14 protein-coding genes are annotated in these 20,624 nt (G+C 63.6%); 7 read left to right on the top strand and 7 right to left on the bottom strand.

All coding sequences use genetic code 11. The features are described from left to right. Positions 1–11: 11 nt before the first annotated feature. Complete coding sequence (locus tag KIH77_RS10670) at positions 12–2,765, bottom strand: serine/threonine-protein kinase (RefSeq protein WP_443623253.1); 2,754 nt, start codon at positions 2,763–2,765, stop codon at positions 12–14. 368 nt (positions 2,766–3,133) lie between these two features. On the opposite strand from KIH77_RS10670, the gene KIH77_RS07895 reads away from it, so the two are divergent. From KIH77_RS07895 to KIH77_RS07885, 3 genes are all read left to right on the top strand, one after another. Beyond that, positions 3,134–4,273 carry a glycosyltransferase family 2 protein gene (locus KIH77_RS07895; RefSeq protein ID WP_219100741.1) on the top strand — a complete coding sequence of 380 codons (1,140 nt, stop codon included), beginning with the start codon at positions 3,134–3,136 and terminating at the stop codon, positions 4,271–4,273. A 305-nt stretch (positions 4,274–4,578) separates the two neighbouring features. Next, on the top strand, positions 4,579–5,709 hold the full coding sequence (locus KIH77_RS07890; RefSeq protein WP_219100739.1) for an ABC transporter ATP-binding protein: 1,131 nt from the start codon (positions 4,579–4,581) through the stop codon (positions 5,707–5,709). A gap of 347 nt (positions 5,710–6,056) precedes the next feature. Next, positions 6,057–7,472 (top strand): DUF4032 domain-containing protein, encoded by a 1,416-nt coding sequence (locus KIH77_RS07885; RefSeq protein WP_219100737.1) that lies wholly within the window; start codon positions 6,057–6,059, stop codon positions 7,470–7,472. A gap of 265 nt (positions 7,473–7,737) precedes the next feature. Here KIH77_RS07885 and rlmB read toward each other — a convergent pair whose 3' ends face one another. After that, positions 7,738–8,724, bottom strand: coding sequence for a 23S rRNA (guanosine(2251)-2'-O)-methyltransferase RlmB (gene rlmB / locus KIH77_RS07880; protein ID WP_219100735.1), 987 nt, complete (start codon positions 8,722–8,724; stop codon positions 7,738–7,740). Between the two features lie 440 nt (positions 8,725–9,164). On the opposite strand from rlmB, the gene KIH77_RS07875 reads away from it, so the two are divergent. Beyond that, a complete protein-coding gene (locus KIH77_RS07875; protein WP_219100733.1) occupies positions 9,165–12,242 on the top strand; it encodes a cation-translocating P-type ATPase in 3,078 nt (1,025 codons plus the stop codon). Positions 12,243–12,606: 364 nt separating this feature from the next. Further along, positions 12,607–13,695, top strand: coding sequence for a LacI family DNA-binding transcriptional regulator (locus KIH77_RS07870; protein ID WP_219100731.1), 1,089 nt, complete (start codon positions 12,607–12,609; stop codon positions 13,693–13,695). 125 nt (positions 13,696–13,820) lie between these two features. Here KIH77_RS07870 and dcd read toward each other — a convergent pair whose 3' ends face one another. Together dcd and KIH77_RS07860 are read right to left on the bottom strand one after the other, a co-directional pair. Beyond that, positions 13,821–14,402: a dCTP deaminase gene (gene dcd / locus KIH77_RS07865; RefSeq protein ID WP_100510334.1), complete on the bottom strand. Its 582-nt coding sequence runs from the start codon at positions 14,400–14,402 to the stop codon at positions 13,821–13,823. A gap of 245 nt (positions 14,403–14,647) precedes the next feature. After that, on the bottom strand, positions 14,648–15,016 hold the full coding sequence (locus KIH77_RS07860) for a GntR family transcriptional regulator (RefSeq protein ID WP_219100729.1): 369 nt from the start codon (positions 15,014–15,016) through the stop codon (positions 14,648–14,650). Between the two features lie 197 nt (positions 15,017–15,213). Between KIH77_RS07860 and KIH77_RS07855 the strand changes: the two genes are divergently transcribed. Beyond that, positions 15,214–15,762 carry an NADPH-dependent FMN reductase gene (locus KIH77_RS07855; protein WP_219100727.1) on the top strand — a complete coding sequence of 183 codons (549 nt, stop codon included), beginning with the start codon at positions 15,214–15,216 and terminating at the stop codon, positions 15,760–15,762. 72 nt (positions 15,763–15,834) lie between these two features. Here the strand turns inward: KIH77_RS07855 and msrB are convergent, their stop codons facing one another. Continuing rightward, positions 15,835–16,899: a peptide-methionine (R)-S-oxide reductase MsrB gene (msrB, locus tag KIH77_RS07850; RefSeq protein ID WP_236024572.1), complete on the bottom strand. Its 1,065-nt coding sequence runs from the start codon at positions 16,897–16,899 to the stop codon at positions 15,835–15,837. A gap of 66 nt (positions 16,900–16,965) precedes the next feature. On the opposite strand from msrB, the gene KIH77_RS07845 reads away from it, so the two are divergent. Then, positions 16,966–18,261, top strand: a complete 1,296-nt coding sequence (locus KIH77_RS07845) for an O-acetylhomoserine aminocarboxypropyltransferase/cysteine synthase family protein (RefSeq protein WP_219100725.1) — start codon at positions 16,966–16,968, stop codon at positions 18,259–18,261. Positions 18,262–18,344: 83 nt separating this feature from the next. Here the strand turns inward: KIH77_RS07845 and KIH77_RS07840 are convergent, their stop codons facing one another. Together KIH77_RS07840 and KIH77_RS07835 are read right to left on the bottom strand one after the other, a co-directional pair. Beyond that, positions 18,345–19,175 (bottom strand): hypothetical protein, encoded by an 831-nt coding sequence (locus tag KIH77_RS07840; RefSeq protein ID WP_219100723.1) that lies wholly within the window; start codon positions 19,173–19,175, stop codon positions 18,345–18,347. A gap of 698 nt (positions 19,176–19,873) precedes the next feature. Beyond that, entirely contained in the window at positions 19,874–20,461 is a 588-nt protein-coding gene (locus tag KIH77_RS07835; RefSeq protein ID WP_219100721.1) for a hypothetical protein, read from the bottom strand. Positions 20,462–20,624: the final 163 nt, after the last annotated feature.

Raw genomic sequence — 20,624 nt, 5'->3', positions numbered from 1 at the left:
TGGCCGCCTTGCTAGTTGGCCAGGGTGATGGGGGACCAGTCCACGCTGTCGCCGGCGATGAGCAGGGCGATGCCGGCGAGGATGAGGATGGTCCACAGTATGGTGAGCGTCCATTGGCGGCGTTGGGCGGCCTGGGCGGGATCCGTCTCGTCGTACCGGTCGTCGTACTGGTCGGCGTCGGCGGGGTTGACGGGGTTGACGGGGGAGGCGATGACGAACGGGGCTCCGTACGATCCGCGCAGATGGCCGGCGCCGATGCGCGCGAATCGGGAGTACGGGCCGAGTGCGGCGGTGAACCAGCCGGCCGCCATGCATACCGCGAGCATCATGCCCGACGCCGAGAACGGTTTGCCGGCGAGCAGGGGGATGGGGATGGTCAGGCCGAGGAGACTGATGTCGCCGGTGGCGTCGGGAAGGCCGAGCGCCAGCGACAGGACGGCGGTCAGGGCAGTGAACAGGGCGATCATCAGTGCCGTGGGGGCGAGGTTCAGCACCAGGCCCTTGACGAGATGCCATGGCAGGGAGGCGATGATGAGCGCGCTGTCGGTGCCTTTGCGCAGTCCTCCGCGCCGGGCCTCGCGGATGAGCTGCGACTGGCGGGAGAGGCCGGCGGCCGTGAACAGCCACAGGACGACGGTCGAGATGATGAGGCTGCCGGCGGGCTTGCTGGCGGCGAACAGGCACAGCGGCACGGCCAGCAGGCACAGGAGGGTGTGGCCGCGCTGCATGTACCAGCTGGTCATGGCGGGTACGTAGGCGTCCGGGTTCACCGGCTGGGCCGGAGGGGTTGCCGGCGGCGCTGGTTCCGGGGGAAAGTCGTCGGAGGCCGCGTCCTCCGGTTCGGGCAGGGGCGCCGTGGTTGGGGCGGAGCTGCTCACCCGGGGGATGGATCCCGAAGGCGGCAGGATGCTCGTGGCGTCGGCCTCCGGCTGCGGGAACGAGGCGGGCCGGGCGGGGGCCGGCTGGGATTCCACAACACGGCCGGCGGCGGGTTCGGCGGTGGCGTGGTCGGTGACGCCGGAGAGTATGCGCGTCTGCTGGGCGTTGCCGAGCGGACGGATGGCCGGGGCCGCCAGGGTCTGCGTGGCCTGCTGGTCCGGTTCGGGAGCGGGTCCGGCGGCGACCGGGGGATTCAGCGTCTGCGTCGCCTCGATGTCGTTCGGCGAAGGCGGTGGCGCCAGGGTTTGTGTAGCCTGTGCGTCAGGGTCCTGCGCGGCGGAGGCCGGCTCGGCGGCTGGTTCCGTGGGAACGCGTTGTGGCATCGCCTGCCGCGGTGACGACTGCGGGGCGCGGTGCCGGGCATGGGTGGCGTATGGGATGTTCGGTAGCATCGCGGTGCCGGTCGGACCGGCCGACGCCGTCGTGATGGCCTGCGTGGCGGCCGCTTCGGCTGCGTCCGCGGCCAAGGTCGGCGCATGCAGTGACGGCATGGCGAGGTTTGATGGCGCGGCAATGGCCGACGTCTCGGCCCCCGCCACGTTTCCCGCCATCCGCGGCGCTACGGGCACGCCTCGGGTCTGCCCGGCGAGCGCCACCGGCTTGTCCAGCGGGTTGCCGGCGGCGCTCGTCGGCGTGGAGACGTCGATCAGCTGTGTGGTGGCGGCGCGGCGTTCATCCAATCCGCGCCACATGGATCGTGGATTCTCGGGGTCCTCGGGACGATGGTCCGGGTCCGCGTTCGATCCGGGCCCGGCATCTGTCCGGTCAACGGCCTGGGAAGAGCTTCTTCCAAAAGGGCGCACCACCCCATCTCCCGTCGTTCCGCCCGGCTCCGACGGCGGCGCGGCCGCGCCCGTGCCGGCGAGCGGTCTTGCCAGCGGTTTCGCCTCCCCGATCAGTCCGGTTCCGGCCGTGCCGGCGCCGGCAACCGCGCCGCGCCACAGTTCCGGCGCCAACGCGTCCTGCTCGATGACCTGCAGCAGCTCCTCGGGCGTGCACCGGTTCTCCCTCTTGGGGTCGAGCGCACTGCGGAACGCCGCGGTCGTGCGCTGCGGCAATCCCGCAAGATTCGCGTGGCCGGTCGCCGCGCGCTCCAGCACCGCCATCATCGGGCTCGTGCCGAACACCGGCCGTCCCGTGGCCGCGAACGCCAGCACCGCCGCCGTGCTCCACCAGTCCGTCTGCTCGTCCGACTCGGCCCCATCGATGATCTCCGGCGCGATGAACCCCGGCGTGCCCATCACCAGGCCGGTGCGGGTCACATGGCTCTCGCCCTCGCCCATGGCGATGCCGAAATCCACCAGTACCGGCCCCGTACGCGAGATCATCACGTTCGTCGGCTTGATGTCGCGGTGGATGATTCCCGCATGATGCACCGCACGCACCGCGTCGATGAGCTTGCGCGTCAGCCTCACCAGGTCGTCGGCCTCATACCGGCCGTTCTCCGACACGTCGACGCGCAGGTTCTTGCCCTCGATGAGCTCGGTCACGATGAACGCCACCGAATCGTCCAATTCCATGTCCGCGATCTGGCAGACGCCGGGATGGTTCACCCGTCGCAGCGCCGCGGCCTCGCGACGCAGGCGCTCGCGGGCGGTGGCCGCGTTGTCCTTGCCGCCGACGGCCGGCCCGTCGTTCGCGGCGTCGTCCCCGTCGTCGTTCAACGAATCACGCAGGATCTTCATGGCGTAGATGTTGCCGCCGTCGTCCTTGACCCGCCATACGGAGCCCATGGCGCCCCCGCCGAGGCGGGAGATCAGCGTGTATCCGCCGACGAGGCTACCCGGTTCCAGATTCAGCGCAGTCAAATCACTCATGCCGCCCATTGTGGCACGTATGTTCGATTCGTGGTGTGGGCCACGTCACTTCATTACGCAAGTTTTGCGCGATGTTCGGGGCTGTTGCGCCCCGCTCGACGGGTTCCGGGCGGCCGGACGCCTCATATATGTGGGTATACATGGGCAATCTTTGACTTCTGGGGCGATTCCGGCGTTCCTGGAACAGCTATCTTAGAGTTCTGGGGCTTTATTGGGCGATATCGGCAGTATGAACCATTGTCTTTGCTGCGCCGATACTCCGGATATGGCTGTTGAACACCCCAGAACATGGAGTTAGACCTTTCCATCGTCTTCGCAATCGTGCCAATCGGTCCGGGTACCATGGGGAGGGAATCGTGGTCTTGCGGAGGTGAAGTATGGTCGACGGCCCGCTTGTCTCGGTGATCGTGCCGGTATATAAGGTCGAGCAGTTCCTCGACGAATGCGTGGAGGGCATCGTCGCGCAGACGTATCGGAATCTCGAGATTCTGCTCGTCGACGACGGCTCACCCGACAACTGCCCGGCCATGTGCGACGCGTGGGCGGCGAAGGACGACCGCATCCGCGTGATCCACAAGACCAATGGCGGCCTTTCCGACGCACGGAACGCGGCGCTCTCCGAATCGCACGGCGACTACATCTATTTCGTCGACTCCGACGACGCCATCGAGACGAACCTCGTCGAACGCTGCCTCGCCACGGCCCGCGAATACGATGCCGACGTCGTCATGTTCAAGTTCGACACCATATCCGAGACCGGTCGGCCGTTGAAGTCGTCGTATCGGCATAACGAGTTCGACGACGTGCAGGTGCTCACCCCGCAGGATGCCATCAAGGAGCAGGTGAAGTCCGAAATCGGTGGGTATTTCTGGGCGTTCATGGCCGCTGGCCGCATCTACCGCGACCAGGATTTCTCGTTCCCCGTGGGCCGCAAGATCGAGGACATGGCGCGCATCTGCAACGTGCTGGGCGAGGCCACGCGCGTCGTGCGCATCCCGGAGACGCTGTACCACTACCGGATGCGCCGCGGCTCCATCACCGCGTCGTTGAGTCCGGAACTGTACCGCGACTGGATGAAGGCTGCGGACGACCGCGCGGAATACGTGGAGCGGAACCATCCTGAACTCAAACGGTTCATGGCCTTGCAGCAGTTGACGTTCTTCGCGAACCTCGACTACGAGACGATTCGCCAGTCGGTGGTCGCCGGCCTCAAGATCGACCCGGAGGACGCCGATGCGATGCGTAGCCGCATCGACCGTCTCGCACAGGATGTCAAGGACAACGGCGACGAGGTGCCCGAGGACATGAACGAGCTGCTGCCGTTGCTGCGGGAGTTCTTCGGCGGGTTCAAGACCGACGTGAAAGACAACTTCCGTGAGATTCGTGACGATTGGCGTCGCTTGTGCGAATTGGTGCATGAGGGGGTCCGTGTCATTTCCGAGGGGGATTACGGCAGCCGGTGGGCGAAGCATCGTCCGAAGTCAGGTGGCGCCGCGGCGGAGGCTCCGGCCGACTGACGCCTGCATCGGGCCATGCGGCGGCAGGCGGACGTTTCGTGGTTTCGTAGGTGTTTCGAAAAATCGAACAATTCTTTGAAACCGGTTTCTTTTTTCGTCGAATGGTGTATATTGGGCATTGGCTCACAGGAGAGTGATTTCCTCGACCACAAACAACGCTGTTGGCGGTGCGACAGACTCGGCAACCCGGAGTCGGGATGCGGGAACGTTAATCCAATGACGGAATAATTGAACACAATAATCAACAACTCCCTTTTACAACGGATCGTGAGGCACGTACCTGCCTCTGAAAGGAATCGATTACCATGGCAGAAGTGGTATTCAACCATGTCACCCGCGTCTACCCGGGCAACGACAAGCCCTCGGTCGACGACCTCAACCTCGATATCAAGGACGGCGAGTTCCTCGTGCTCGTCGGACCGTCCGGCTGCGGCAAGTCCACCACGCTCCGCATGCTCGCCGGCCTCGAGGAGGTCAACAAGGGCAAGATCTTCATCGGTGATAAGGACGTCACCAACATGCAGCCGAAGGACCGCGACATCGCCATGGTCTTCCAGAACTACGCGTTGTACCCGCACATGACCGTCGCCGACAACATGGGCTTCGCCCTGAAGATCGCCGGCACCCCGAAGGAGGAGATCGACAAGCGCGTCAGGGAGGCGGCCAAGATCCTCGACCTCACCGAGTTCCTCGACCGCAAGCCGAAGGCCCTCTCCGGCGGCCAGCGCCAGCGTGTGGCCATGGGCCGCGCCATCGTGCGCAAGCCGAAGGTCTTCCTCATGGACGAGCCGCTGTCCAACCTCGACGCCAAGCTCCGCGTGCAGACCCGTACGCAGATCGCCAACCTGCAGCGCACCCTCGGCGTCACCACGCTGTACGTGACCCACGACCAGACCGAGGCACTGACCATGGGCCACCGCATCGCCGTCATCAAGGCCGGCAAGCTGCAGCAGGTCGGCGCCCCGACCGAACTGTATGACCGTCCGGCCAACGTGTTCGTCGCCGGCTTCATCGGCTCGCCGTCCATGAACATCAACGTGCACCCGGTCGTCAACGGCCAGGCCAAGATCGGCGACGACACCGTCGACCTGCCCAAGGACATCGTCGAGAAGCTCACCCCGGAGGACGACGGCAAGATTGTCGTCGGCTTCCGTCCGGAGGACGCCGACCTCGCGACCCCGGAGGACGCCAACGCGTTCCAGCTGCACGTCGTGAACGTCGAGGACCTCGGCTCCGACGGCTACATCTACGGCAACATCGTGACCGACGGATCCGTGGCCGAGCAGGCCACCACCGTCATGGGCGACCAGGACAAGATGACCACCATCCGCGTGAATCCGCGCAAACTGCCGAAGGTCGGCGAGACCGTGCGCATCAAGATCGATCCCGAGAAGATGCACCTGTTCTCCCCGAGCACCGAAGACCGTCTGAACTGACAAACAGGTCGGGTCGTCCGACGAATGCGCCCCGTGGCCGCCATCGGTCGCGGGGCGTCCCTATGTGACGAGGCAACGGATGGGAACCGTGCCGTTTCTCCGGTTCCCTCCCGTTGGTGTTATGCGACGCACGGGAACCGTATCCGTTCCTCGATTCCTGTTTGTTGTGGTGCCCATGACCAACGGGAACCGTGCCGTTTCTCCGGTTCCCATCCGGTGGTACTACGCAACCAACGGGAACCGTGCACGCCGTACGGTTCCCGTTGGTTGTATTTCGTAATCGCCCTGGTGATTGATGACCGGCGATCATACGGTGGTAATCATACGGATTAGGTAAGTTGGTTGCTATGGAAAACGTGGAATTGGATCCCAGACTCGTACAGGCCACATCGGTGAAGGCCACGGACGGGGCCGTAGGCGGCCCGAGGGCAACGCAGCCCAAGGCGCTGAAGATCACCGCGGCCAGCTCGAACCCGAAGATGTTCACGCTGCCATGGCACAAGCCGCTCTCGCAATGGCCCGACGACCTGCTCGCCAACCTGCCGCGCGGCATCTCCCGCCACGTTGTGCGGTTCGTGCGCGTCGGCAACGACGTCTACGCGATGAAGGAGATCACGCAGTCGGTGGCGCAGCGCGAATACGAGCTGCTGCGGCAGCTTGAGAAAATCGACGTGCCATCCGTCAAGCCCATCGCCGTCGTCACCGGCCGCCACGACCGCGACGGCAAGCCGCTCGAGGCGATGCTCGTCACCCAGCATCTCAAATTCTCGTTGCCGTATCGCGCCCTGTTCGCGCGCAATCTACGCGAAGACACCGCCGACCGGCTCATCGACGCGCTCGCCGTGCTGTTGGTGCGGCTGCATCTCGTCGGATTCTATTGGGGTGATGTCTCACTGTCGAACGTGCTGTTCCTGCGCGACGCCGACTGTTTCGCCGCCGTGCTCGTGGACGCCGAGACCGGCGAACTCTACCCCGCGCTGACGGAAGGCCAGCGCGAATACGACATCGATCTGGCGCGGACGAATATCATCGGCGAACTTATGGATCTGAGTTCCGGCAAGTTGCTGCCCGATGATGTGGACGAGATTGAGGTCGGCAACCGGCTCGTCGAACGCTACCATTCGTTGTGGAGTGCGTTGACCGACGTCGAAAGCTTCAGTCCCGACGAAATGTGGAAGATCGAGAAGCGTGTGAACAGGCTCAATCAGCTGGGATTCGACGTGGACGAACTGGAGATGAACACGTCGGAGGACGGCAACCGCGTGCGTGTGCGGCCGCGTGTGGTCGACGCCGGCTATGCGTCACGCAAACTGCTGCGTCTTACGGGACTCGACGTGCAGGAGAACCAGGCGCGTCGACTGCTCAACGATCTGGACGCCTACCGCACGTCCACGTGGCGGCAGGGCGAGGATCTGGAGATTGTGGCGACCGATTGGATGCGCGAGGTGTTCGAGCCGACCGTGCGGATGATTCCGAAGGAATACCGTTCGCAGATCGAGCCGGCGCAGTTCTTCCACGAGATTCTCGACCATCGTTGGTATCTCGCCGAAAACGTCGGCCACGACGTGCCGATGGCGGAGGCCGTGAACAGCTATATCGACAACGTGCTGCCCCAGTACAAGCTCGACGCCAAGGCGATGGACGCCATCAACGCCGACGCCGATGCGGGCGTGATCGACGATGAGGCGGCGTACGGCGATGGCGACGACGGATACGGTGATGCGATCGACGACGACCCCGATGCCGCTGTGTGGGCCCACTAGTGGGTGATTGAGCGGCGTACGGTTCCCATCCGTTTGGAACATGCGACGAACAGGAACCGGGGGGTGCCGCTCGGTTCCCGTTCGTCGCGTGATGTACGACGAACCGGAACCGAAGCCGACGCACGGTTCCTGTGGGTTGCAACAGTCGCGACGGAACGGAACCGTGGGTGTCGTGAGGTTCCTGTTTGTCGTAGCATCCGTGACGAACAGGAACCGGGGGGTGCCGCTCGGTTCCTGTTCGTTGTACCGATGCGTCGTCCGGCCGTTACTTCGACACGGCCTCGCGACGGGCGCGGGCCACGGCGTAGAGGCTGATGCCGGCGGCCACGGAGGCGTTGAGCGATTCGACCATCGAACTCATCGGGATGCCGGCGATGGAGTCGCACGTCTCGCGCACGAGACGGCTCAGGCCCTTGCCCTCCGAACCGAGCACCACGACGAGCGGATCGGTCTCGAATCCGGTCTCGCCGACCAGCGCGTCGCCGCCGCCGTCAAGGCCGACGGCATAGTAGCCGCGCTCCTTGAGGCTTTCGATGGCCTTGGTGAGGTTCACCACGCGCGCGACCGGCAGATGCGCGGCGGCTCCGGCGGAGACCTTCCATGCGGCGGCCGTCACCGAGGCGGAACGACGTTCCGGCAGGATCACGCCGTTGGCGCCGAACGCGGCGGCCGAACGGATGACGGCGCCGAGGTTCTGCGGGTCGGTCACGCCGTCGAGCGCGATGAACAGCGGACGCGCCTTCATCTGCGCCTCCGGGCCGGCGGCCTCCATGGCCTTGGACTTCTTGTCGGCGCGGTCGGCCAGATCGAGCAGCGAGGAGTACTGGTACGGCTGCACCTTGAGCACCACGCCCTGATGGTTGGACGAGCGTGCGATGCGGTCCATCTCGAGACGGTCGGCCTCCATGAGATGCAGGCCGTTCGCCGTGGCGAGGCGCACGATCTCGCGTGTACGGTCGTCGTGTTCGATGCGTGCGGCCAGATACAGTTCCTTGGCCGGCACGTTCACGCGCAGCGCCTCAAGCACGGCGTTGCGGCCGATGACCATATCGTCGGAATCCGACGTGAACTTCGCCACGCGGCGCTTGGCCGCCAGGCGCGGATCGGCCATTTTGCGACGGTTCGCCGCCTGCTTGGCCTTGTATGCCTTGTGGTATACGCGGTCCTCGGCCTTGGGAGTGGGGCCGTGCCCGCGCAGTTTATTACGATGTTTTCCGCCCGACCCCTTGGTCGGTCCTTTCTTGATAGCCATAGATTCCATTGTCCCACAAGGTGTTCCGTAGGGTTTTCTGTTGGATTCGCGGGGATTTTGGCCGGCGTCAACGCCGTTGTTGGCGCCGTGATTTCGATTATCCGCAGGACGGGGCGGCGGCGCAATAAACAGGATTCGGCGGGTTGTCGTATTGCTCGGGGGTATGGTTGCGGGATGCGTGGGTCGATCGCTTCACGTGACGTGTGACGGACGTCGCGTAGATCGGCAAAACGACGGAATCTGCAAAACTGTCAGTCGTGTTGAATGTCGTCGACCGATACAATACCGATAACCACGCATGAAGTATGGCGTGGGGAAGGTATCCGCACAGTCCTGCGAGACGGACGGCGACGGACCCGCCGGCAATAGCGGCGACGGCCCGACGATGGTCTCGCTTTCGGGGGATTGACTACTCTGCGGCGGAACCCAAAGGGGATATCATGACCGAGATCATGACAACCAAACGACCGGCCGACGGGCCGGCGGCAAACGACATCGCGGCCGGAGGCAATGCCGGTTTCAACGTGCCCGACGACCCCTCGCTGGCGACCATTGACGACGTGGCCGTCGCACTGTACACCGATGTCGAACGGGGTCTCGACTCCGACGAAGCCGCCCGTCGATTGGCGGCATTCGGGCCGAACGAACTCGCGGGCGCCCCTCCCGTTCCCAAGTGGCGGAAGTTTTTGGCGCAGTTCAACGATCCGCTCGTATACCTGCTGTTGGCGGCCACGGCGATTTCGCTGGTCGCATGGTTCATCGAACGTGCGAGCGATCCCGCCGAGGCGGAGAAGCTCCCGTTCGACTGCATCGTCATCGTATTGATTCTTATTGTGAACGCCGTGCTTGGCTATGCGCAGGAGGCCAAGGCCGAGCAGGCAGTGGCGGCGTTGTCGCGCATGGCGGCCGCTCATGCCACGGTATTGCGGGACGGCGTGGCCGTATCCGTGCCGACTGCCGACGTGGTGCCGGGCGACGTGGTGATGCTTGCCGAAGGAGACACCGTGGCCGCCGATGGCCGGCTGTTCTCGGCCGCCGCACTCCACGTGGCCGAGGCGTCGTTGACCGGCGAATCCGTGCCTGTGACCAAGAACGCGGGCGTGCTGGAAAACACGGCGGCGTTGGGCGACCGCACGAACATGGTGTTCAACGGCACATCGGTGACGCAGGGCACCGGACGGTTCATCGTGACCGCCACCGGCATGAACACCCAGGTGGGCAGGATCGCCGGAATGCTCTCCGAACAGAAGGAGGAGCCGACGCCGCTGCAGAAGGAGATCGCGTTCGTCTCCAAGGTGCTCGGTCTGGCGGTGTGCGCCATCGCCGTGCTGGTGCTCGTGCTGCTTGCCGTCGTCTACGGGTTCAACTCCACGCAGGACATCATCGAATCGTTGCTGCTGGCCGTGTCGCTGGCCGTGGCCGCCGTGCCCGAAGGCCTGGCCGCCATCCTCACCGTGGTGCTCGCACTCGGCGTGCAACGCATGGCCAAACACCACGCCATCGTGAAGAAGCTCTCCTCGGTGGAGACGCTCGGCTCGGCCTCCGTAATCTGCTCCGACAAAACCGGCACGCTGACGCGCAACGAGATGACCGTGCAGCGTGTGGTCACGGCATCGGGGGAGGTGCTGCTCACCGGCACCGGATACGACCCGGTCGGCGACGTGACCGATACGGACGGACGGGTAATTTCGGCTGATGACGATGACGTGCGGTTCGACGAGGCGGCGGCCGTGCTGCGCATCGGCGCCATCGCCAACGACGGGCAGCTGAACGACGACGGCAGCATCGTCGGCGACCCCACCGAGGTCGCGCTGATTGTGGGGGAGCGGAAGATGCTTCGGCTGCGGACTTCGTCCTCCGCTCAGCATGACCATGGTACGGGCTCTGCCAGTGCCGATGTGCCCTCTACTTCTACCGGTACGAGCGAGCCCGCTACTTCTGTCATCCTGAGCGAGCGCAGCGAGCCGAAGGATCTCCCCACCCGCCTAGCCGAAATCCCCTTCACCTCGGATCGCAAACGCATGACCGTCATCACGACAGACGCGGCGTCCGACGGTCTGTTGACCGCCTTCGCCAAGGGCGCGCCCGACGTGCTGCTCCGCTACTGCGACCGCATCGCTGTCGGCGGTGAAGTACGACCCCTGACCGACGATGACCGGCATCGCATCCTCGCCGACGTCGAACGGCTCTCCGGCGAGGCGTATCGCACGCTCGGCGAGGCGTATCGCCCGTTGGGCGTGACCTCCCTCGAAGCCATCGACGGTGTGCGACTCGACGATTCCGGCGCGCTCGCCGTCGACATCGCCGACCAGGCAGATGTCATCGAACGCGACATGATCTGGGCCGGCATGGTCGGCATCATCGACCCGCCGCGCACCGAAGTGCGCGACGCCGTGGCCGAGGCGCATTCGGCCGGCGTACGCACCGTCATGATCACCGGCGACCATCCGCTCACCGCGGCACGCATCGCCAAGGATCTCGGCATCATCGACGACAACGGCAGGGCGTTGACCGGCGACGAACTCGACCGGCTCGACGACCGAGAATTCAGCGAGGCCGTGCGCGACGTTTCCGTGTACGCGCGCGTCGCGCCCGAACACAAGATGAAGATCGTCGACGCCCTGCAATCCCAAGGCGAGATCGTGGCGATGACCGGCGACGGCGTGAACGACGCCCCCGCCGTCAAATCCGCCGACATCGGCGTGGCCATGGGCATCACCGGCACCGAAGTGACCAAGGAATCCGCCAAGATGATCCTGACCGACGACAACTTCGCCACCATCGTGGCCGCCGTGCGCGAAGGCCGGTCCATCTTCGACAACATCCGCAAGTTCCTGCGGTATCTGCTCAGTTCCAATATGGGCGAGGTGCTCACTGTGTTCGGCGGCGTGCTGCTCGCCGGCTTCCTCGGCATCAGCGAACCCGGCGCGGAAAGCGTGACCGTGCCGCTGCTCGCCGTGCAGCTGCTGTGGATCAACCTGCTCACCGACGCCGCGCCCGCCATGGCCATGGGCGTCGACCCCTCCATCGAGAACGTGATGAACCGCAAGCCGCGCAAGCCCGGCGACCGGGTCATCGATGCCCGCATGTGGAGTGATGTGATCGTCGTCGGCCTGCTCATGGCCGTCGTGACGCTCATCGGCATGGACCTGTACCTGCCCGGTGGTCTGCTCACCGACGATTCCGCCATGGGTGCCACGCACGACGAGCAGATCGTGATGGCACGCACCATGGGCTTCACCATCCTCGTGTTCGCGCAGCTGTTCAACGCGCTCGCCGCCCGTTCGGCCACACAGACCGCGTTCAAGGGCATGTTCGCCAACAGGTGGCTCTGGGGCGCGATCGCCCTGTCGGTGGTGCTGCAGCTTGTGGTCATCTACGTGCCGGTGCTGAACACGGCCTTCGGCACTACGCCGCTCGACCCGCATCAGTGGCTCGAATGCCTCGGCCTCGCCGCATTCGTGCTCGTTGGCAGCGAACTCTACAAGCTCGTCCTCCGTACCTTAGCCCGGCGGTAGACGCGCTGCGTTCCGCAGGAGCCGCCGCGCGGAGCAATCGTGCTCTGTCTCGTGTCATTTGGTGGCGCCGTTATGTTCTTCTGTGTCATCCTGAGCGGAGGACGAATCCGTCATGTTCTATTTTGTGTCATCCTGAGCGGAGGGCGACGCCCGGAGTCGAAGGATCTTCCACCTCGCCATCCCAGGATCCTTCGACTCCGCCGCAAGCGGCTTCGCTCAGGATGACGGAATCGGCGGCACGACGCCACGTGTGAGTTTGTTGGATGTTGCGGCAACACGTCTAGAACGTTCACATGCTATGGGATAATCAGAGCGGTGTGTAACGGTTTCTATAACCGTCGATAACGAAACAAGAGGTGAACGTATGGTCAGCATCCGCGATGTGGCGCGCAGGGCGGGGGTCTCGCACCAAACGGTATCGAACGCCATCAATTCCCCCGACATCGTCTCCGAGGCCACCCGCGCCAAGATCCAGGAGGCCATCAAGGAGCTGGGGTACAAGCCGAACGCCTCGGCCCGGCGTCTGCGTTCCGGCCGGTCGGACGTCGTGGCTGTCGGCATCTCGGCCGGCGCCCACCGTGCGCCGTCGCCGATCTTCGACGCGTTCCTGCACATGCTTGCCGCCGAAGCCAACAACGACGGCAAGCAGATCATGCTGTATCCGCGCATCGATGAGGAGAGCGAGCTCAAGCACATCGAAAGCCTGATGGAGCAGTCCGACGTCGACATGATCATCCTCAATGAGCTTGAGGTGGGCGACACCCGTCCGCAATGGCTCATGGAGCACAAGCAGCCGTTCGTGCTGTTCGGGCGGCCGTGGAACATCGACGAGGAGACCGCCGCGAAGATACCGTGGGTAGACGTGGACGGCTACAGCGCCATCAAGGAGATGACGCACCGGCTGATCGACGCCGGACGCCGGCGCATCGGCTACATCGGCTGGAACACCGGCACGGGCACCGCCATCAACCGGTATTCCGGCTGGCGTGACGCGCTCGACGAGGCCGGCCTCATCATCAACGGCATGTATGAAGGTGAGCCGCTGGAATCATGGGCCATCGGCACCGTCGAGGCCATGCGCGCCGGGGAGGAGGCCGCGGCCGAACTCTACACGCGGCATCCGGGGCTCGACGCCATCGTCTGCCCGTCCGACAATCTCGCGGTCGGCGCGCTGTCCAGCATCAGCCATATCGTCAAGCACTCCGTGATCGACGGCAACCCCAATGTGAACATCCTGTCGCGCCCGGTGCTGGTCACGGGATTCGACAATTCCGCCATCGCGAAGGCGTTCTCGTTCCCGTCGATCCAGCAGCCGCTCGACGTGGTGGCCAAGGAGCTGTTGCGTATGACCTGCGACATCCTCGCCGGCCAGCAGGTGACGGCCGACGAACGCTGGCACCGGCTGCTCAAGCCCCAACTGTTCTGGCGAGCCTCGCCCTACGATGAAAAATAACAACGATGAAAATAGCGACGGCGAGAAATAGCGACGGCAAAAAATAAGCCCCTCTGGAGGGAGCTCCCGGCGAAGCTGGAAGCCGGGTGGTGAGGACCGGACCCGGCTACGCTTCAACCCACCGTTCAGTCGTTCACGTCCGCGCGGTAGAAGTTGATGTAGGACCGGCTCGGCGTCGGGCCGCGCTGGCCCTGATAGTGCGAGCCGAGCTTGCCGGAGCCGTACGGGTTGTCGGCGGGGGAGCTCAGCGAGAAGAAGCACATCTGGCCGATTTTCATGCCCGGCCACAGTTTCACGGGAAGCGTGCTTACATTCGAAAGCTCCAGCGTGATATGGCCCTCGAAGCCGGGGTCGATGAATCCGGCGGTCGAATGCGTGAGGATGCCGAGGCGGCCCAGCGAGCTCTTGCCCTCAAGACGGGCCGCGATCGAGGCGTCCAGCTTGACGTACTCCCACGTGGAACCGAGGATGAACTCGCCCGGATGCAGAATCCACGGCTCGTCCGCCGGCACCTCGAACTGCTCGGTCAGGTCCCCTTGGTTCTCGGCCGGATCCACGTACGTGTACTTGTGACTGTTGAACACGCGGAAGAAGCGGTCGAGCCTCACGTCCACCGACGCCGGCTGCACCATCTCCGGGGTCCACGGGTCAAGCGATATATTGCCGTTCTCGTGGGCGGCGAGAATGTCATGGTCACTAAGCAGCATGGGCTGGTCTCCTTACGCGGGTGTTCTTTTCGTGCGTGGTCGTCGCACGGCAACGTCTTTCTGTGCCCCAAGTCTAGTGGACCAGCCAGAAACCGCGAATTGTGGGTGTTTGATATTGCATAGTGCCGCCGAGTGCAACTGGCATCGATGCTGCATTCGTTGAAATTGCAACGATTTCTGAACGTAATGAAACGCGGCCGTCATCGAAGTCCGTCGGGGCAACACCCACAACTCGCGTTTTCGGCTTAATCCTCCTCCGGTTCCATCTCCCAGACGGTGCTCAGCACGTTCTGCGTGGCGGCGAGGTCGGCGTTGTGCTTGTGCGCGGCCATGACAAGGCACTGGATGGCCGCCAGCACGTCGCATGCCAGCCGCGACTGCTCGGCCACGCGCGCCTTGCGGCCCGGACTCGTGACGATCAGCCCGTTCGCCTCCAGATCCTCATACGCGTGCTTCACCGAATTCGCGGAAACATCGAGGCTCTGCGCAAGCTGGCGGATGGACGGCAACGGCGAGCCCGCCTCCATAAGCCCGGAGCGAATCAGACCCTCGAACTGCACGTAAATCTGATTGAATACCGGTGTGGGGCTGTTGCGGTCTATGGCGAACGTCATTGCGGTCCTCGATTCCAAGCTGGTCGATGCGACAAACTGTATCGCTTAAATAATACAGTCGAAAATACGTTTCGTTGATATTCCAACGCTTGACGCCGGCGATTCTCTCAGGGCAAATCATGTGCAGACCATGCGCGACAATGAATTTGAAACGTTATATGTCCGATTCAGATATTTATAGGTATATGGGAGGAACCATGGCCAAGATTCTGTTCATCGTCGGTTCTCTGCACAAGAACGGCTTCAACAAGCAGCTCGCCGAGGAAGCCAAGAAGCTCATCGGCGACCGTGCCGAAGTCGAATTCCTCGACTACACCAACGTCCCGTTCTTCAGCCAGGACGACGAATACCCGGCCCCCGACGCCGTGTCCGCCGTGCGCCGCGAGGTCGTGCTCGCCGACGGCGTGTGGATCTTCTCCCCGGAGTACAACTACAGCTACCCGGGCGTGCTGAAGAACCTGCTCGACTGGCTGTCCCGCCCGCTGGAGCCGTTCCCGGCCGAATCCGCCTCCGTGCTCGCCGGCAAGAAGATCGCGCTGAGCTCCGTCGCCGGCCAGTCCGCCGGCGCCGGCACCCGCGGCAAGCTCACCGAGCTGCTCGGTTTCGGCAAGGCCGAACTGCTGGACGACCAGCTCGGCGTCACGCTGGCCCCCGAAGCCTGGGGCACCGGCGAACTGGGCCTCTCCGATGAGGACCGCAAGAAGCTGAGTGCTCAGGTTGACGGTTTTTTGGAGTTTATTAAGTAAGTAAACAGTTCACGAATCGCGAGATAGGGCCAAAAACCACCGGTTTTTGGACCCTATCTCGCGATTCGTGAACTATAGCAGGGGAATATACTCCCCATACCCTTCCTCTTCCATCCGCTCCAACGGCACGAACCGCAGCGCGGCGGAATTCATGCAGTACCGGTGCCCGCCCAATTCGGCCGGCCCGTCATCGAACACGTGCCCCAGATGAATTTGCGTCTCGGCCGTGCGGATTTCGATACGAGGCCGACCCGGCACGCGGTCATCCTCATGCTCCGTGACCAGATCGGCCCGGATCGGCTTCGAGAACGCCGGCCAGCCACAACCGGAATCGAACTTGTCGGCCGACGAGAACAGCGGCTCCCCACTGACGACATCGACGTAAATGCCCGGCTCGAACGTATGGTCGTATTCGTTGACGAACGGCCGCTCCGTGGCCGCGTGCTGCGTGACCGCGAACTGCTCTAACGTCAGGTCCCAGATGCGGTCGACGTATTTCTGCCGCCGTCGCACGTTGCGGATCTTCCTCAACGGAATATGGCAGTATCCGCCCGGGTTCTTCTCCAGATAATCCTGATGATGCTCCTCGGCCGGGTAGAAATTCCGCAACGGCTCGATGAGCACGGCCGGACGCTGCGGAATACGGTCGATAAGCTGCTCGATTGCCGCGATATACACCGCCTGTTGCGTCGGGTCCGTAAAGAACATGCCGGTCCGGTACTGCCGGCCCGTATCGTTGCCCTGCCTGTCGACGGAGAACGGGTCGATGACCTCCAGAAACAGCAGGCTCAGCGTACGCAACGTCACCCGCGACGAGTCGAACCCTACGCGAACCGTTTCGGCAGCATCCGTCTCGCCGGAGCACACCTGCTCATACGTCGGGTCGGGCACGCGCGACTGCGCGTAGCCGACCGTCGTGGCCGTCACGCCGTCGACCTCCTGGAAATACCGTTCCAGTCCCCAGAAGCAGCCGCCGGCGAAATACGCGGTCTGGGCAGCCGGGTTGGTCTGGGCGGCTTGGGTGGCCGGGGACGCGGCGGTCAGGGACGCGGCGGTGCCCGGCGCGGACGCGGCCGGCGTCCCGCCTTCTGCGGTCTGGCCTGTCGTGCTTATACTGTGTTCGGTCATGTTCACCATAGTGCACAGTGTATGGCCACAACACGAACGTTGCAGCAACGAATACGGAGACGTCGAGAAGAAGTCATGACGAGTTTTAGAACGCAGGCCATTCACGCCGGATACGAGCCGAACGACGAACATGATCACGCCGCCGTGCCGCCGATCTACGCATCCGCGGCATTCAACCTCGGCGACGCGTTGCGTGGCGACGCGCTCGCGGCCGGCGAACTCGACGGATTCGAATACTCGCGCGTCGCCAACCCCACCGTCGACGCGCTCGAACGCCGCATCGCCGCCCTCGAAGGCGGCATCGGCGCCGTCGCCGTCGGCTCGGGCATGGCTGCCGTCACATACGCGCTCATGTGCGCCGGCGAAGGCGGCGGCCGCATCATCGCGCCCACCGACCTGTACGGCGCCAGCGTCGACGCGCTCGGCGACTTCCTCCCACAGTTCGGCATCCATGCCGACTTCGTGAAGGAGATCAACGACCTCGACGAGGTCGCATCGAAGATCGGCCCCGACACACGCGCCATCTTCGCCGAAACCGTCGCCAACCCCTCGACGGAGGTCCTCGACGTCGAACCGTTGGCTGCGCTCGCGCACAGGCACGGCATCGCGGTGATCGTCGACAACACCGTGCCGACGCCCTACCTGCTGCGGCCCATCGAATTCGGCGCCGACATCGTCGTGCACTCCACCACCAAAGGCATCACCGGGCACGGCAACGCCATCGGCGGCATCATCGTCGACGGCGGTCATTTCGACTGGGCGAACGGACGATTCCCGCAGTTCACCATGCGGCAGCAGGTCATCAGCGACGATCGCGCCGGCGAATGGCACAGCTTCGCCGAAAAATACGGTTCGGCCGCGTTCATCAAACGCATCCGCATCAAATACCTGCGCACATTCGGTGCCGTGCAAAGCCCGTTCAACGCGTACCTGTCGCTCGTGGGTTTGGAAACGCTGCCGCAGCGCGTCTCGCAGCAGGTCGCCACGGCCATGCGCATCGCCGAACACCTCACGCATAATCCGCACGTGACGAAAGTCAACTACTCCGGACTCGGCACCACGCCGCAGTACGAGCTCGTCCGCAAATACTTCCCCAACGGCGTCGGCCAGATCATGTCGTTCATCGTCGACGGCAGTCCCGACAACGTGCGACGCATCATCGACGGCACGCGACTCTTCTCCTACGTGCCGAACATCGGCGACGCGCGCTCGCTGATCGTGGACCCGGCGCACATCACCCACCGCGAGGTGCCGGCCGAGGCGCGTCGCGCCGCCGGCGTCACCGACAACATGATTCGCCTCTCGATCGGCCTTGAGGACGTCGACGATCTCATCGCCGACCTCGACCAGGCCATCGCCGGCGCGTACTGACCGGGTGCGGCGGTTCGCGGGGTGATTGCCGCGGTGCGGTGACGTGGGCCGTGCGTCTTCGTCGGCCCGCTGGCCGGTCGTCGTCAGCGCGAGGCGAGCAGGAGATCGTGGTCGTTCACCGGCCGTCCGACGATGATGGCTTTCGCATCGTCGTCGTATCTGCCGCTGCCGACGCATTTGACCGCGCCCTTCTCGTCGAATTCCGCGCGCTGCTCGAACGTACTGATGGGGTCGATGTCGGCAATCGTGGCCTGCCCGTGCGTCACATGAAGCACGATATAGGCGGTATGACGGCTCTCGTTGTCGAGGGTCGCGGCGAGGGTCTCGCGGAAGGACGACGAGATCTTTCCCGCCGCCTCCATCTGGTCGAGTCTGTCGCTGATGTCCTTGTCGAGGCCGGTGCGACCGGGCTCGTTGCGATTCGTGGGCTGGGGTTTGACGCATCGCCGCCACAGGTCGATAGGGATGAAGACGGGGAATCGTACCGTCGCGTCGGCCGTCGGAGTAAACAATACGTAGCGGATTTCAAGATGATCGGGGTCGTTGTCCTGATCGTAATGCGGCATTTCCAGCGATTCGTCCGGGTCATTGCCCACGGCGTAGGCAATATCCTTGCCGTATACGCCGATGAGGCCATCGTAGGGGTTGTTGTCGTGGCGCAGGACATGCCATCGGCGGAACGACACGGTGGCGACGACGGTGGTGATGGCCGCCGGAATACCGAACAGCAGCACCGGCAGGATGGTGTCGAAGGCGATTCTGCCGCCGTATTCGTCCAGCTGGAAATAGAGGCCGCCGATGGCGAACACCCAGCAGAACAGGGCGAACTTGGTATAGAACCACGCCATGTGCAGCTCCGCGTTTTTGGCGTCTTTCTCGGCGTCGGCACGGACCTGGTCGGTGCCGGTCCACATGGTGGGCCGCCATGCCGGGGTCGGGGGTTGGTGCGTCGGGTATGGGGTCTGGCCCGGTATTGGTGAGGTTTGGGCTGGGGTTTGTGGGGCTTGGGCCGGCACTTGGTACGAGGCCGGTTGCGTTGGTGGGGTCGGAGACTGCGGACGGTTGACGGGAGGCTGCATCGGATTCATCGGCGTCGGTGATGGGCGCGGCGATGATATCGGAGGCTGGTCGAATGTCATGGTGGATTTCGGTGCTTTCGCTGGATGGGTGTGATGTATGCGAGGGTGATATGACGATATGCGGAGCGACGGTGTGACTATGGTGTGACGGTCTGGCGAGTAGCAACCCGATGATGGGCAATCCAAAGGACGACGGCGCAAATCGCCGAAAATGCGACGTCGTCCATCGTCATGGCCGGTTTTTCAATGGACGACGCCGCATATTATGAAAAATCGCGCGTTGTCCATCGTCATATTGTCGTATCGATTATGAAAACCGCATGATTGCAAGGATTGCGTGGTATCGATATCGTGTTGATGATGGACGACGGCGCAAATCGTCGAATCTCGCACGTAATCCATCGGAATTCAGTGAATAACGATGGATTACGATGCGTTTTGACCCAAACGTGGCGCAATCCACGATGTTGTTATGAACGACAGGTCGTCATGAACGACGGAAGAAAGCGGTTGCGCCGCATTCCTGCTGATTCCTACTGACGATCGTACGGCGATTGCTGCTGAGTGTCGTAGGGAGAGGCGGCCTGTCCGGTGTAGGGAGATTGCTGACCGGGCTGGACGTTCTGCCCGGCGTACGGCTGCTGGACATTCTGCTGCGGATACGGCTGACCGGGGTATGCGGGCTGGTTCTGCTGGACGTTGGCCGGCATCGGAGGAACGTACTGCTGGTTCGTCTGGGCGTTCGTGGCGGCTTGGCCGTACGGGTTCTGGGCGTAGGCGTTCGGGCCGTTCGGAGTGCTCGGCGCGTTCGGGGTGGCGAATCCGCCCTGCGCCGGTGCTCCCTGCGGCGTCTGGAAGTTCTGCTGTGCGGCGATGCGTTCGTTCTGTTCGGCCTCGCTCTTCGCCTTCTTCATGTTGTAGAGCAGCTGTAGCACCCAGACCACCGCGAGAACGACGTCGAACACAATGCCGAGCATGACGCTGCCATACTGGTTGGCCGTGTAGAACGGTGCGATTATACCGACGATGATGCAGATGGGAAGCATGACCCACGTTCGACGCAGCTTGCCCTTGTAGTTCATGTTCCAGTAGATGAGCGACTTGTCTTTCTTCCCTGCCAAATGAACCCCTTCGTTGGTTGTAATGGCTGCGATTCCGGGTTAAGGGTCAAAACGTGGGTCTTAAATCCGTGGTGAGGTGTTCTCCGGTCTTGCGTGTCGGGGTGTGATTAACGTTTTGGGTGTTAATCCGGCGGGGTGCTTGACTTTTCGGGTTGGCTTGTTC

The sequence above is a fragment of the Bifidobacterium pluvialisilvae genome (assembly GCF_019331695.1).
Lineage (GTDB): Bacteria > Actinomycetota > Actinomycetes > Actinomycetales > Bifidobacteriaceae > Galliscardovia > Galliscardovia pluvialisilvae.
Note: the sequence above shows the minus strand (reverse complement) of the source record. Positions and strands in the feature narration are given on the sequence as shown.